Origin of the sequence: Rhodococcus sp. (in: high G+C Gram-positive bacteria) (assembly GCF_049286785.1) — a bacterium.
GTDB lineage: Bacteria > Actinomycetota > Actinomycetes > Mycobacteriales > Mycobacteriaceae > Rhodococcus_F.
The window spans coordinates 1-13,873 of the sequence record NZ_JBAQEO010000395.1 but is presented as its reverse complement, the minus strand read 5'-3'; the positions used below and the strand labels follow the sequence as shown (position 1 = coordinate 13,873).

General features: G+C 65.5%; 14 protein-coding genes. 6 read left to right on the top strand and 8 right to left on the bottom strand.

Annotation, left to right across the window (positions count from 1 at the left end; translation table 11 throughout):
* Positions 1–35: 35 nt before the first annotated feature.
* Positions 36–551: a MarR family winged helix-turn-helix transcriptional regulator gene (locus WAW17_RS14755; RefSeq protein WP_422333697.1), complete on the top strand. Its 516-nt coding sequence runs from the start codon at positions 36–38 to the stop codon at positions 549–551.
* A gap of 26 nt (positions 552–577) precedes the next feature.
* On the opposite strand, the gene WAW17_RS14750 is transcribed toward WAW17_RS14755, so the two are convergent.
* Entirely contained in the window at positions 578–1,051 is a 474-nt protein-coding gene (locus WAW17_RS14750) for a hypothetical protein (RefSeq protein ID WP_422333696.1), read from the bottom strand.
* A 64-nt stretch (positions 1,052–1,115) separates the two neighbouring features.
* Positions 1,116–1,937, bottom strand: a complete 822-nt coding sequence (locus WAW17_RS14745) for a DUF72 domain-containing protein (RefSeq protein WP_422333695.1) — start codon at positions 1,935–1,937, stop codon at positions 1,116–1,118.
* A gap of 158 nt (positions 1,938–2,095) precedes the next feature.
* Between WAW17_RS14745 and WAW17_RS14740 the strand changes: the two genes are divergently transcribed.
* From WAW17_RS14740 to WAW17_RS14730, 3 genes are all read left to right on the top strand, one after another.
* Positions 2,096–2,416 carry a GYD domain-containing protein gene (locus tag WAW17_RS14740; RefSeq protein WP_422333694.1) on the top strand — a complete coding sequence of 107 codons (321 nt, stop codon included), beginning with the start codon at positions 2,096–2,098 and terminating at the stop codon, positions 2,414–2,416.
* Positions 2,417–2,498: 82 nt separating this feature from the next.
* On the top strand, positions 2,499–3,353 hold the full coding sequence (locus WAW17_RS14735) for an LLM class F420-dependent oxidoreductase (protein WP_422333693.1): 855 nt from the start codon (positions 2,499–2,501) through the stop codon (positions 3,351–3,353).
* A gap of 109 nt (positions 3,354–3,462) precedes the next feature.
* On the top strand, positions 3,463–4,857 hold the full coding sequence (locus WAW17_RS14730; RefSeq protein WP_422333727.1) for an ABC1 kinase family protein: 1,395 nt from the start codon (positions 3,463–3,465) through the stop codon (positions 4,855–4,857).
* Between the two features lie 35 nt (positions 4,858–4,892).
* On the opposite strand, the gene WAW17_RS14725 is transcribed toward WAW17_RS14730, so the two are convergent.
* The 6 genes from WAW17_RS14725 to WAW17_RS14700 all read right to left on the bottom strand — a co-directional run bounded on the left by WAW17_RS14725 (position 4,893) and on the right by WAW17_RS14700 (position 11,811).
* The gene (locus tag WAW17_RS14725) at positions 4,893–6,083 is read right to left on the bottom strand and encodes a TerD family protein (protein ID WP_422333692.1); all 1,191 of its coding nucleotides are present in this window, start codon (positions 6,081–6,083) and stop codon (positions 4,893–4,895) included.
* 63 nt (positions 6,084–6,146) lie between these two features.
* Positions 6,147–7,019, bottom strand: coding sequence for an HAD family hydrolase (locus tag WAW17_RS14720; RefSeq protein WP_422333726.1), 873 nt, complete (start codon positions 7,017–7,019; stop codon positions 6,147–6,149).
* A gap of 47 nt (positions 7,020–7,066) precedes the next feature.
* Positions 7,067–8,176 (bottom strand): cysteine protease StiP family protein, encoded by a 1,110-nt coding sequence (locus WAW17_RS14715; protein ID WP_422333691.1) that lies wholly within the window; start codon positions 8,174–8,176, stop codon positions 7,067–7,069.
* On the bottom strand, positions 8,173–9,456 hold the full coding sequence (locus WAW17_RS14710; RefSeq protein ID WP_422333690.1) for a phosphoribosyltransferase family protein: 1,284 nt from the start codon (positions 9,454–9,456) through the stop codon (positions 8,173–8,175). Before WAW17_RS14710 ends, WAW17_RS14715 begins: the two co-directional genes overlap by 4 nt.
* The gene (locus WAW17_RS14705; RefSeq protein WP_422333689.1) at positions 9,453–10,676 is read right to left on the bottom strand and encodes an HpcH/HpaI aldolase/citrate lyase family protein; all 1,224 of its coding nucleotides are present in this window, start codon (positions 10,674–10,676) and stop codon (positions 9,453–9,455) included. The genes WAW17_RS14710 and WAW17_RS14705 overlap by 4 nt, the downstream gene beginning before the upstream one ends.
* Positions 10,677–10,689: 13 nt before the next feature.
* Positions 10,690–11,811, bottom strand: coding sequence for a hypothetical protein (locus tag WAW17_RS14700; RefSeq protein ID WP_422333725.1), 1,122 nt, complete (start codon positions 11,809–11,811; stop codon positions 10,690–10,692).
* A gap of 253 nt (positions 11,812–12,064) precedes the next feature.
* Here WAW17_RS14700 and WAW17_RS14695 point away from each other — a divergent pair, with 253 nt between their 5' ends.
* Positions 12,065–12,640: a TerD family protein gene (locus WAW17_RS14695; protein ID WP_422333688.1), complete on the top strand. Its 576-nt coding sequence runs from the start codon at positions 12,065–12,067 to the stop codon at positions 12,638–12,640.
* 130 nt (positions 12,641–12,770) lie between these two features.
* On the top strand, positions 12,771–13,873 hold a 1,103-nt coding region (locus WAW17_RS14690; RefSeq protein WP_422333687.1), incomplete at its 3' end, for a DUF475 domain-containing protein.

Below are 13,873 nucleotides of genomic sequence, written 5' to 3'. Positions count from 1 at the left end.
TAAACTACTGTGAAGTTGGTCGCTACGATGAACGCATGAGCCCCGTAATCGACCCGGATGAGGATTTCATCGATCGCGTCCGACGTGAATGGGCCGCGACCTACCCGGACGTCGACACCTCACCGATCGAGGTGATGGGCCGTATCACCCGCATCGGATCACAGGCCCTGCACCAACTCGATCGATCGCTGGATGCGGCGGGCGTCTCTCGCGCCGAATTCGAGGTTCTGTGCGCGCTTGCCCGCGCCGATCGTCCGCTCCGGGCCAGCGAGGTGACCGCCGTGACGATGGCGAGCGGGGCATCCACCACCAAACAGGTGGATCGACTGACCCGTGCCGGACTGGTGGAACGACTGCCGTTCGAGCGCGACGGCCGCGTGGTACTCATCCACATCACCGAAGCCGGACGCGCACTCGTCGACGCCGAATTCCCGAAACGTGTCGAGCGCGACCGGCAGTTTCTCTCCGGTCTCGACGAGAACGAACTCGGAGTACTCGCCGGGCTACTTCGCCGGATCGCCGTCAACGTCGAGTCCCGGGTTCGACCATAGGCCGTCATGGCATCTCCACCCCATAGTCAGGGCATCTCCACCGTTTCGGCCCGGGCGATCTCGTCGAGGGCCCGCCTGATGTAGCCGTCGGCCGGAGCCTCCGCTGTCCCGAGTAGATCCGAGATCAACAGGATCGACGCCTCGGCGGTATGCCCGGGCCGTGTCGGTGTTTCCTCGACATCCGCGACGCCGAGCGCGCCGGTGAGCACGAAAACCAGGGAATCGACCTCCACGGTGGGGAACCAGACGGACGCCGACCGTACGCACCGCGTGAGAACGTCCTGCACGTCCTCGCCCGTCAGACCATCCGGATGCACGGTCTCGAGAAGTTCGCGGACGATCGCGGCAGAGACCGCACCCACCTGCTCCAGAGGCAGCGCCGCCAGCTCGTCTGCCGCCGACCGCACACCCGCTTCGGCCGATGCTCGGGCCGCCGCGACACCGGAGTCGATCGCCTCGGCGATCTCACGCGCGGTCCGCGGCCAATGGGTGGGCCACATCGATGGTTCCTCTTCTCGTCCGGCGGCAGCTGCGGTGTCCACGTTCCCACGCAGCACCGACACGTCATCTTCCGCCCAAGCGCTCCAGCAGGCGCATCGCATCGAAGGGCGCGTAGCCCTTCATGTCGTTGTCGAAATAGACGAACGCATCGAGCCCCTCTTCCAGTCGAACCTCGATTCTGCGAGCCCATTCGTCCAGCGCCTCGTCGCTGTAGCCGCTGGCATACAGCTCGGTGTCACCATGCAGTCGGGCATACACGAAGTCGCTGGTGGGAACGTCCACCAACGGGTACCGGCCGGCGGTGTCGGCGACGACGAACGCGATGTGGTGGGCGCGCAGCAGATCTTTGGCGTCGTCCGCGTCGAAGCTGTGGTGACGAACCTCGAGCGCATGGCGCAGAGGACGATCGGCGTCGGTCTCCGTCAACACCCTGTCCTCGCCGAGTTTCTCGTCGTGGTGGCGCGCGAGCTTCGCCGCCTCCTCGGTGGTGCGGGGCAACTGTTCGAAGAAGTCGGCCAGGACGCCGGCGTCGTATCCGAGTGTGGGAGGAAGTTGCCACAGAATCGGTCCGAGCTTGGGACCGAGCGCGAGCACACCGGAGGCGAAGAAGTTCGCCAGCGCGCTCTCGGCCCCGACGAGTCTTTTCATATGGGTGATGTAGCGCCCGCCCTTCACTGCGAATACGAAATCGTCCGGAGTTTCGTCTCGCCACTTCGCGTAACTCGTCGGCCGCTGCAACGAATAGAAGGATCCATTGATTTCGATGGACGTCAATTTCCCAGCGGCATAAGCCAACTCCTTGCGGTGGGCGAGTCCTTCCGGGTAGAAGTCGCCGCGCCAGCCGGCGTACGTCCAACCGGATATGCCCACACGGACCTCAGCCATGCCACGAGCGTAGCGTCGCAAGCCTATTGCGTGCGTCCACGCCGGGCCTATTGCGTGCGTCCACGCCGGGCCTATTGCGTGCATCCACGCCGGGCCTATTGCGTGCGTCCACGCCGGGGGTGAACCATGGAGTGATCCCCACACTCGAGGAGGACCCGATGCCGAGATACCTCTGGCAGGTCACGTACTCACCGGAAGGTGCGCAGGGATTGCTCGCCGAAGGTGGCACCGCACGACGCGACGCGATCACACAGATGGTCGAAAGCGTGGGTGGCACAGTCGAATCCTGCTATTTCGCACTTGGTGGACGTGATCTCTTCGTGATCGGTGACGTTCCGGACGAGGTAGCGGCCGCCGCACTCGGTATCCGCACCACGGCCTCGGGCGCTGCCCGCTCGGAATCGGTCGTGCTCCTGACACCGGAACAGGTGGACCGGGCTGTGCGCACCGAAGCGGAGTACCGGCCACCGGGGAGTTGAGCGCCTGGACGAGTAGGCGACCTTCCGTGGCTGCACCATCCACGGAAGGAATGAACGACGACGCAGCGGGGTTGCACGCCACATGACGGAGACCACAGCAGAAACCCCGAAGCTCGGACAATTCGGCGTATGGCGCGCCGCCCCCTTTTTTGCGCCCGAACTGGGCACCGCGATCGAGGAGGCCGGTTACGGCACGCTGTGGATCGGCGGCTCCCCACGCGCGGACCTCGTCGTGGCCGAACGATTACTCGACGCCACGTCGACTATCACGGTCGCCACCGGCATCGTCAACATCTGGACCGTACCGGCCGGCGAGATCGCCGAATCGTTCCATCGCCTCGAGGCGAAGCATCCGGGGCGTTTTCTACTTGGCATCGGCGTCGGACATCCTGAGCAGCCCGGCTTGAACTACAGCAAGCCGTACTCGGCGTTGGTGGAGTACCTCGACATCCTGGATGCGGCCGGTGTGCCTGCCGGCCGACGAGTGCTCGCAGCTCTGGGACCGAAGGTTCTCGAACTCTCCGCCGCCCGCGCGGCAGGCGCCCACCCCTACCTCACCACACCGCAGCACACCCGAGAAGCCCGCGAACTCCTCGGGCCCGACGTCCTGATCGCACCCGAGCACAAGGTAGTGCTCGATACCGATACCGAACGGGCCCGGTCCATCGGCCGCGCCGCCGTCGAGAACCCCTATCTGCATCTCCGCAACTACGTCAACAACCTCAAACGTCTCGGCTACACGGACGCGCAGATCGACAATGGCGGAAGCGACGACCTCATCGACGCGCTCGCCGTGCACGGTGAGCCCGAGTACGTTGCCGGCAAACTCCGGGAACACCTCGACGCGGGCGCCGATCATGTGGCCGTACAGGTACTCCCGATGGCGGACGACCCCCTTCCGGGTCTGCGCGCGTTGGCAGGTCCGCTCGGATTGTGAGTTGTGCAAACAAAATAGTGTGACGGTGGGTGACGCATACTGGGTACGATCCCGGAGCCTCCGGGTATGGTCTGTTTCGAACGCAAGGAACGGAACTGTGCATGAATCCATGTCACACCCGGTAGGCCCGTACGCTTCGGGTCCACCGGCCACCGCCCTCACCGTCGAGGCGGCAGCCCTCGACCGATTCGGCGGTGCCGAATTGTGGCGCGCTCTGGTCATCGGGGTCGTCGTCCTGGCGTACACGGTGCTCGCAGTGGTCACCTGGCCCCTCCGACCCCGCGGCCGCACCCTCGCAGAGGCGGCGTCGGAGGGCCTCGTGGACGGCTTCGAAGTACTCGGGCCCACCTTCGTGAAGGTCGGACAGCTGATGGCGTCGTCGTCGGGGGTGTTCCCCGCCCCCCTCGCCAATGCCTGCCTGCGCTGCCTCGACGACGTGCCGCCAGTGCCCGTGCACCAGGCCCGCGCGGTGGTGGAGACCGATCTGGGTCACCGGATCGACGACCTGTTCGTGTCGTTCGACGACGTCCCGCTCGCGGCGGCCTCCGTCGCCCAGGTCCACGCCTGTGTGCTGCCGGACGGCCGGGAGGCAGTCATCAAGGTGCAGCGTCCCGACATCTTCCACCGGATGGCCGTGGACCTACGTGCCGCATACTGGGGTGCGCGCGTCCTCGAACGACTCTTCGAGTTCTTTCGTATCGCCAACGCCACCGCGATCATCCGCGACCTTCACTCCGCCACGATGACCGAACTCAACAGCGCCGTGGAGGCCGACCGTCAGAGCCGGTTCCGCGCCAACATCGCGGCGTTCGGCGACAACAAGGGCGTCACCACTCCCGAGGTGTATTGGGATTACTGTGGCCCGCACGTGATCTGCATGGAACGTATGCGGGGGGTGCCCCTGGACCGCTTCCCCGACATCTCGGGCCTGGACACCCGCATGCTGATCCGTCGCGGAGTGAAGGTCTGGCTGGAATCGGTGCTCCTGCACGGCCCTTTCCACGGCGACGTTCACGCCGGAAACCTGTGGGTTCTGGATGACGGCCGTATCGCCATGCTCGACTTCGGCATCGTCGGCGAATTGCCCACCGAATGGCGTCAGATCCTCAGCGACATGTTCTACGCAACATTGATCGACGGCGACTTCTCCCGGATGGCGCGCGGAATTCGGGCACTCGGCTACGCGACTGAGCACGAGGCCACCGACGAAGAGCTCGGACTTCAGGTGGCCACCGCACTCGCACCGATCCTGGGCCGCGATCTGGGTGAACTCCGGCTCAGCGAGCTGATCATGGCGTTGGTGGGAATCGGCAGGATCTGGGGTATCTCCAGCCCCGAGGAACTCGTGCTGTTCGGGAAGCAACTCGGATATTTCGAGCGTTACGCAACCGAACTCGCACCCGGCTGGGTGCTCGGACAAGACCTCTTCCTGTTCCGCAACGTCTTCCCCGACGCCGTGGCCGCGAAGGCCCTCGAGCTCGGGGTGGAACTGCCGGACGAATGACGCCGTCTCGAGCAGACGAACGTCACGTTTCCGGTCTAGACGCCGAGGAACCGCGTGAGTTGTGGAGCGGCCTCGCCTGCGTGCTTGGCCTGGATGCCCTCGCCGATGGCCTGCATCTTCCACTCACCGCCGGCGCGGTACACCTTGGCCATCACCATGCCGGTGAACGGCATTCCCCCCTGCAGGGTGAATCGGGCGAGTTCGGCGCGCGTCGTGGTGTCCACCAGCCGGCAGAACGCGTTCTTCACCTGTTCGAAGGTGTGCCCGCGGTAGGACGTCACGATGAAGACGATGGTCGTCACGTGCGGCGGTACGCGCGTGAGGTCCACGAGGATCACCTCGTCGTCCCCCTCGCCTTCACCGGTGAGGTTGTCGCCCTGGTGGCGAATCGACCCGTCTTTCGAGGTGAGCTGTCCGTAGTAGGCGACGTCGATCAAGTTGTTGTCGGCGAACAGCACAGCCGAAGCATCGAGGTCCACATTGGCCGAACGGTTTCCGAACATCCCCCGCTTCTCGAGGGGGTCCCATCCGAGGCCCATCTGGATGGAGGTCAACGCCACGCCGCCCTCCTTGCGCAGTGTCACCTTCTGCCCCTTGGTGAGGCTGACGGGGCGTGCCTTGGTGAGACTCACCTCGGCCGGAGCAGCAGGGGCAGCGGGGGCTGCAGGCGGAGTGGGCGCGGGCGGAGTGGGCGCGGGCGGCGGTGTTGCCGGTGCGGGAGCGTCGTCCACCGAGACACCGTGGTCGGTGACGAGGGCCGCGAATCCGCCGGCATAACCCTGGCCCACCGCGCGCACCTTCCACGCACCCTGACGACGGTAGAGCTCGAGCGCGATCACGATCGACTCGGATGCGAGGCCGTCGATCTTGTACTCGTAGAGGGTGCTGCCGGCACTGTCGGCGACGCGGGCGGTCGGGGGTGCGAAACGCCCGAAGCTGCTGTTGGGGTCGTCGAGGGTGATCACCGCACGCACCTGAGCGATATCGGCCGGCACCGATCCGAGTGACACCTTCAGCGACGCCGCCTGCCCGGGTGCACCCTGCACCAGTTGGACGCCGGGACCCGTCGGCTGATTGAAGAAGACGAAATCAGCGTCCGAACGCACCTTCCCTGCATCCGTCACCAGCAGGGCAGACAGATCTGCGGCGGCCGTCAGGTCGAGCGAGACGATGACATCGTTGACGCTCAGGGGGCCGTTCTGGCCTTTGGCAAGCGGAGTGGACACTGCGGTGATTCCTTCACTGTCGGAGCGTCGGGATTGTCCCGAATGTTCGGATCTGCCTACAACCTACAAAAGTCGTGCCATCGGCCTCGGCCCCGCACCCGTCGCGGCGCGCGCCGAGAACCAGCGCAGAATCTCTTCACCAGCAGAGATGCCACTGCTTTCGGTGACGGACAGCCTGGGATGCTGCCAGCCCAGAGCATCGAGTTCGCCGTGGCGCGGCCGGATCGCGGCATCGGCGTTGCTGAGCATGTTGGCGTCCAGCGCGCCGTCTCCCGCCGCAAGCACCGGGGCTTCGGACGTCAATACCCCTTCGTCCACCAGCCTGGACCGGACCTCGGCAACGGCACGACTCTTACAGACGGCGCCCGGCATCGTGTAGATCTTCCGGCCCTGCCGGGACACTCCCCAGCCGCGGGTGCCGCACCAGCCGGCCCAGTCCTCGACGAAGTCCGCGGGCATCGCATCGAGGTCGACGACCAGATACGAGAACAGCTCGTCGGCCACCCGGAACGTGCGCACCCAACTGTCGTCGATACGCCGCTCCAGTTCGGCTTCCACTTCCTCCCGCGACGCCCCGCCTACGGCGATCGCCGACACCACCTCGCTGCGCCAGTGCGTGTCCGGAACACCGTCCACCAGAATGTTGCCGCCGTTGGTGGTGATCGCATACCGCCACGGAGCGCCGGGCAAGTCGATCCGCTGGAACTGTGCATGCGTTCTGGTGGTCGTGGGCACGACGACCGCCGAGGCGGCGAGTTGACGCAGCAGGGCCGCGGCAGTGGAGGTCACGTACGACAGCGGCTTTCCTTCGTAGATCTCCACACACAGCAGTTCGTCCGCGTCGGACGACCCCGCATCCGATGACCCCGCATCCGATGACTCCGCCACGTCGCTCTCGGCGACGCCCAGTTCCATTGCGATGCGCGAATAGATCATGGTGCGATCGAGATCGGTCGCGACGAGCGCGCTCCTGGAACCGCTGTTCACGAGAGATCCTTGATCAGGCCCATGCACGAATAGGCCAGGTCCGAAACCTCTTCCACGGGGACGGACCGCGCCGCAGCGAGCAGCCGGATATGCGCATGCTCGGGCGCATCGAGATCGCGGACGAGAACTCGCCACGGGACCCGTCGCAACAACACACGGGTGGTCTCCCCCACACCGGGCTTGACGAAGTTCACACTCGAAATGCCGTACTGTTCGCGGACCGCCTCCACGGACTTCCACCCGCCCCAGCTCGGTGTCCGATCGGATCGCAGCAGATCCTCGACGTCGCCGGGAACATGCTCGCGCACATCGGCAAAGGATCCGGACACCGTGTCGAGCAGATGATTCGACACGTCCTCGCCGACGAGGTGCGCGTAGTACTTGGCACCGTGGAAGTCTCCGGGACCGATCAGGGTGTCGTTGAGAACCGTACGGGACACCAACCCGGACACGGTGGAGTTCAGGCAGGCGGACGCTATGAGGAAGTCGTCGCGGGTGCCGAAGGTGCGGACACAGTTGCCCGGGTCGGCGAGGACGGCAAGGTCGGCGTCGAACTCGGCGCCGCCCGTTTCCCGGTACTCCGCAAGAGCCTGCGACAGCTCACGTGCGATGGCGCCCTTCCCCGTCCAGCCGTCGACGAAGACCACGTTCTTCGGATCATGATGCTGCGCAAGGTAATCGAGCGCCCTCGCATCGATCCCGCGATCACGGACGATGGAGACGGCGTAGTGGGGCACCTCGAGCCCGTGTACGTCCCGCGCCCACCTGCGCATGAGCACGCCCACAGGGGTGCCGGCGCGAGCCAGCGACACGAGTGTGATGTCCCGTCCGCGTTCGGCCAGCACCAGATCCGTCACCGTTCCGACCGCCCGGGCCAGCCGGATGGCGCTGTCCTGCAGCACCTTTTCGAACAGTTCACGGTACTGCGCGTCGGGTTGGTACTCGATCGGCAGGGATTCCGCGTAGTGCGCGTCACCGGCCTGGATACGGAGCTCCCGCTCGGCGACGTCCGCCTCGAGGTCCACATGTGAGAGGTCCTTCAGGAGCCAGCGCACCTCGTCGGCCGCGTACGACCCGAAGTCCGGTCCGGTCAGCGGCCCGCTCATGACGATGCTCCGATCCGGGCGGCCCGCAGCGACACCGGGTCGGCTCCCGAAACCACTGCGAGAACGACGTCGGCGCCTGCGGCGGTGAGCACGTCGAGCAGGCCACCGTCCGCGGTGAGACGGCCGGTATCCGCGGCGGCGTCCACGATCGCGAGCACCACCGCATCCTCGCCCGGCCACTCGGCGTTGTAGAGGTACCGCGGCTGATCCTCGCCGGCCTCCGGGGCGGTGAAGCAGAAACCGCGGCGCAAGGGGTATCCGGGTTCGTCGAGCACGTACGCCGGTGACCGGGTGGTCGTCTGGAACCGCACCCGTCGACCGGTGGCCGCGAGCGACTCGGCGATCCGCAGCGGGAGGTACATCAACTCTTCGTGCCCGACGACGATCACGGGACGTGCGGGGTCGAGTTGCTCACCGAGGGCAGCTGCCGCCGACTCGACCGCTCGCCCGAACCGCTGGGCATCGGCACGCAGGAACCCGTGCCGACCGCCTTCCGGAACCGCTGCGGGCCAGGCGATATCAATACGCTCCACGGTTCCGGTCCGGCTTCCGACAGGATTGAGCACCGGATCCGGAAGAGCCCCGACACTCTCGATGAGCCCTTCGGGGAGCTCCGTCCGGCCGGCCGCGAGACTCACGCTGTCGATCCGCACGCCGAGTTCGTCGGCCACGGCGTCGACCGCAACCGCATGTTCCTGGGTGCGCATGTCGACGAGCGAGGCCACGACGTACCGACTGCGCGGGGTGAGCGCGTGCAGCGCCCGGATCGCGTCCAGTGCTGTGGCACCGGTGGAGATCTCGTCATCGACCAGCACCAGGGGGCGGTCGTTGGCGAACAACTCCGCGGACGTCGGCTGCAACTGGTGGCTGGTGGCGTGTGAGTGCCCCTCCTCGAAGCCGGCGGAAGTCCCGATCGCGGGAACGTCGCGGCGAGTGGAGTGCAGGTAACACGGCGCGGACAGCCGTGCTGCCACGCAGTGGCCCAGACCTGTTGCCGTCTCCGCGAATCCGAGAACCACGGCATCGGAGTCCGCACCCAGCAGCCCGGCCACCAGGTCGCCGAGGCGTTCACCCGCCGAGATGATGGTGAGGGGATCCGTCGGTACATGCTTACCCAGAACCGTCGAGACCAGAAGGTGTGCACGGCGCGGGTTCCGGCGAAGACCCGGCTCGACGAGGTCGGCAATGGTCATTCCCGTGGTCGAACTCACCTGCGTGAGAGCGAGTCCCAGATGTTCCGTTGCCCAGGGCACCTCGCGCACCGCGGCGGGGGAGGTCATCGGACGGCCAGAGCGGTCAACAGGTCCACGAATGTGATTCCTTCCTTCGTCACACCGAACACCCTGGCTCGGACGAGCGTCTTCTCGGCCCAGCTGCGATGTGGGCGCATCTCGTTCATCTTGTTGCGGTAACCCGAAGCCTGGACCCCACCCATGTTCTCGGCACCCAGGATGTCGACAGCGTCGTGGTACTCCTCGTGAGTGACCGCCGACAGCGCGTGAACGGGCGCCACGTGCGTGGGATGGATGACGGTCTTCCCCTGGATGCCGTTGGCTCGGTCGAGCGCGATCTCGCGCAACAGACCGTCCAGATCACGGCTCACCAACTGCTGACGGAACCGGACCTCGTCGTGCTCCTCGAACGGGGTGGCGCGCAGTGTCGGGCGGAACATCCGTTCGTGATCGGCGAAGTACTCCCACACCGGGCCAGTGATGACGTGCCCGGTGTGATCGGAGCGGCCCAGGTAGTTGACGATCGCGGCGATCGCATCGGCGACCACACGCACGTCGTAGATCGTCAGATCACGGTCGCGCCGAATTCCGAACGTGGCACACATATCGGTGGCACCGATCCGCACTGCAAGGATCCGCTCGCGGTGCTCGGCGAGCACGGCACCGATCTGCGCGAGTTCGTCGTCGCGGGTTTCCCGGTGAACGAGTTCCGGCGACTCGAGTACCGGCATCACGTACAGGTGCTTACCCACCCGCTCGGACGCGGCGGCCAGTTCCTCGAGAAATACTCGTCCGCTGTCGCCACGGAACTTGGGCACCACGAATCCCGTCAGCACGGAAACCCCGATGGTCGACAGGTCCACGATCCGGCGAATGTCGGCGGCTGCCCGGACCCGGACGAACAATTGCATGTTCGCGCCGCCGAGAGCGGCGAGCCGGTCGAGCGCATCCACAGCGTTGAGCAGCGCAGACTCCACCTGGTCGTCGGCGACGGCGTCTTCGAGGTCCAGAACCATGGAACACACGCCCTCGCCCGATCTCCGCAGCACGGTGTCGGCGAGGTCGGATCGGGTCGCCGGCACATACAGTGTGGCGCCCAGCGCGACGGCCAGGGCCACACGATCCTCGACCGGACCGAGCGACTGCGGAGCGTGGAGGAACAACCGCTCCCGCGTCTCGGAGTCGAGATGGCGAAAATGGCGTACCTCGGGTACCACCGATCCCAACTCGGACGGCACCGCCGCCGCCATCTCTTCGCTGATACTCATTCGTCCCCCCATGTCATTTCTGTGCCACGTGACCTCTCATCTTGTGAACCACCTCGGAAATGAAGTCCGACACGGCGTCGAGCTGAGTGATGTATGCCCAATAGTCGGGATGTCTGCCCGTCAGTGTCCCTGCAATGCGATCTATCCGCTCGAGCTGAGCGTCCAGAACCGAACCCCATTCCCTCACGAGCCCACAATTCACAGCCAACATCTGGGCGTCGCGCAGGTGAAATCTGATCTCGTTCTCCTTGGCCCGCGGATTCTCCCGGACCGTCCGAAGCAGCCGGAGCCGGTCGGTGACCCCGTCGACCTTCGCCTCGGCATCCGCAAGATGTGTGCGGGCAGCTCCTGTCAGTTCGAGCGCGACTTCCGGGTTTCCCGTCCGCAGTGCAGTCTGTGCCTGCTGCAGATCGGTCCGGGCCTGTTCGAGGTGGCGGTGACTCTCGCGTTCGTTGTGAACCAGATCCGCGGAACTCGCAGCGTTGAACTCGCGTAACAGCGCCGAGTAGGCGGGCGAAAGCCGCTCACTGCGCGTCTCCACGGCGGCGATCCTCGTCGTGACGGAGGCCACCGCGTTACGGGCGTCGCGGTCCTTGGCGGGAGCCGCTGCCAACGCCTTCTCGAGCGCGGCCGACTCGTCCCGCACCCGGGCCGCCGCCGAACGGATCTCGTTCGCGGCGCGTGCGCCCCTCAACGCGGCCAGCGCGGCTTCGAGCGCAGCGTCACCGGCCCGCACCGACGGATAGTCCGCGTACGCCTCCCCCGCACCCTGCAAACCCTCACGGGCGTTCTGCGCTACCTGGACGGCCTGCTGTGCGAGTTGCGGGACGGCCGCAAACATCGCACCGGCCTCGTCGAGATGTCCGCGGTGGGCGGCGTAGAACTCGTCAAGCTTCTGAGTGGCCGTCACCAATTGCCGGGTGACCTGCTCGAACGCCGCGGCGGCCGCCGGAGTCTGGACGCTGCCGAACTGATCCTCCGCATCCAGATAGGCGGTCGCGGCCTGGTAGCAGGAATCGCGGACCGGCTCCCACAGTCGTCGGATTCCCCGCTCCGGAGTCAACTGAAGGGACGCGTCAACCGCGGCTGCGGCGATGCTCTGCCGGTTGTCCATGTCGAGAAAGGCTGCGACCATCGTGTCGTGGGCGCGACGAGCCGACTCGTCGTTTCGGGGCCTTCCTCGGAAGACTCCCGACCATCCGCTCGTCACAGTCTGAATGGTACGTGCCCCGCCGATCGCTCAGAGTCCGTCGAAAATCCTGTGCACAAACCTGTGGACAACTGCCGTGATGGGACAAGTCGGACAAAATCATTATCGTGGTGGAGAACGATCCCGGAACTTCGACATCCGTCGAGGTCCACCCACCCCCTCTCGAAAGGACCCCTGAATGGGCGTCAGCTTGACCAAGGGCGGCAATGTTTCTCTCACGAAGGAGGCGCCGAATCTGACAGCCGTGGCTGTCGGACTCGGATGGGACGCTCGGTCGACCACCGGCACCGATTTCGATCTCGACGCCAGCGCCATCGCTGCCGGAGCCGACAAGAAGGTCGTCTCCGACCAGCATTTCGTATTCTTCAACAACCTACGCTCCCCCGACGGCTCGATCGAACACGTCGGCGACAACACCACCGGTGAGGGCGAGGGCGACGACGAGGTGATCAACGTCAACCTCGCAGCTGTTCCCGCGAACATCGAGAGCGTCCTGTTCCCCGTCTCGATCTACGACGCGGAGACCCGTTCGCAGTCGTTCGGCCAGGTGCGTAACGCCTACATTCGCGTCGTCGACCAGGCCAACGGGACCGAACTGGCCCGCTACGACCTCTCCGAGGACGCTTCCACCGAGACCGCCATGGTCTTCGGCGAGCTGTACCGCCACGGCGCGGAGTGGAAGTTCCGCGCGATCGGCCAGGGCTACGCCTCCGGTCTCGCGGGTATCGCTCGCGACTACGGCGTCAACGTCTGACCAGCGTCTTTTCGATTTCTCTCGTACCGGAAGAGGGCTCCGCAGCCTCTTCGCCGAGGAGCCCTCTTCCGGTGTGCGTTCATCCAGCAGTAGCCACCCGGCATTGCCCCTAGAAGAAAGGCCACGCTCCGTGGTTCTGCGAATATTCGGTCTCTCCTTCGTGGTGACGGCGATCTCGCTCGTCGTCGCTGCGGTCTACGGCGGCCTCGAGGCCGTTCTCCTCGTTGCCATACTGTCGATTCTCGAGATCTCCCTGTCCTTCGACAACGCGGTCATCAACGCCACCGTGCTGCGGCGAATGAGCGAGTTCTGGCAGAAGATCTTCCTCACCGTGGGCATCGTGATCGCCGTATTCGGCATGCGTCTGATCTTCCCGCTCGTCATCGTGTGGCTCGCGTCCGGGCTCGGCCCCGTTGCCGCGCTCGACCTGGCACTCAACCCGCCCACCGACGGCTCCCCCACCTACGAGTCGATCATGATGGACGCCCATCCGCAGATCGCCGCATTCGGTGGCATGTTCCTGCTGATGCTGTTCCTCGGATTCATCTTCGAGGAGCGTGAGATCACGTGGCTGTCATGGCTGGAGAGGCCCCTCGCACGTATCGGCAAGCTCGATCAGCTTTCGGTGGTCGTCTCGGGCGCAATGCTCCTGATCGCCGCGAACTTCCTCGCCGATTCCGATGACGTCTCCACCGTCATGATCGCCGGTGTGGCCGGCATGATCACCTACATCGCGGTGAACGGCCTCGGTGAATTGTTCAACGCACCCGAAGAAGGCGAAGAGGAAGTCCAGTCCAGCGGCGGGCCGACCGACTTGGCCAAGGCCACCGGTAAGGCCGGCTTCTTCCTCTTTCTGTACCTCGAGGTCCTCGACGCGTCGTTCTCCTTCGACGGCGTGATCGGTGCCTTCGCCATCACCTCGGATCCGATCATCATCGCCCTCGGCCTCGGCTTCGTCGGCGCGATGTTCGTCCGCTCGATCACCGTCTTCCTGGTCCGCAAGGGCACCCTGTCCGACTACGTGTACCTCGAGCACGGCGCCCACTGGGCGATCGGCGCACTGTCGCTGATCCTGCTGGTGTCGATCGGTGTTCACGTCAACGAGCTGATCACCGGCCTGGTCGGTGTCGCCTTCATCGGTGTCGCGTTCATCACGAGCATCATGCGCAACCGCAGAATTGACGCCGCCGGCTCGGAAGACGACATCGCCGAGCAGAAACCGGTCACCGTCGG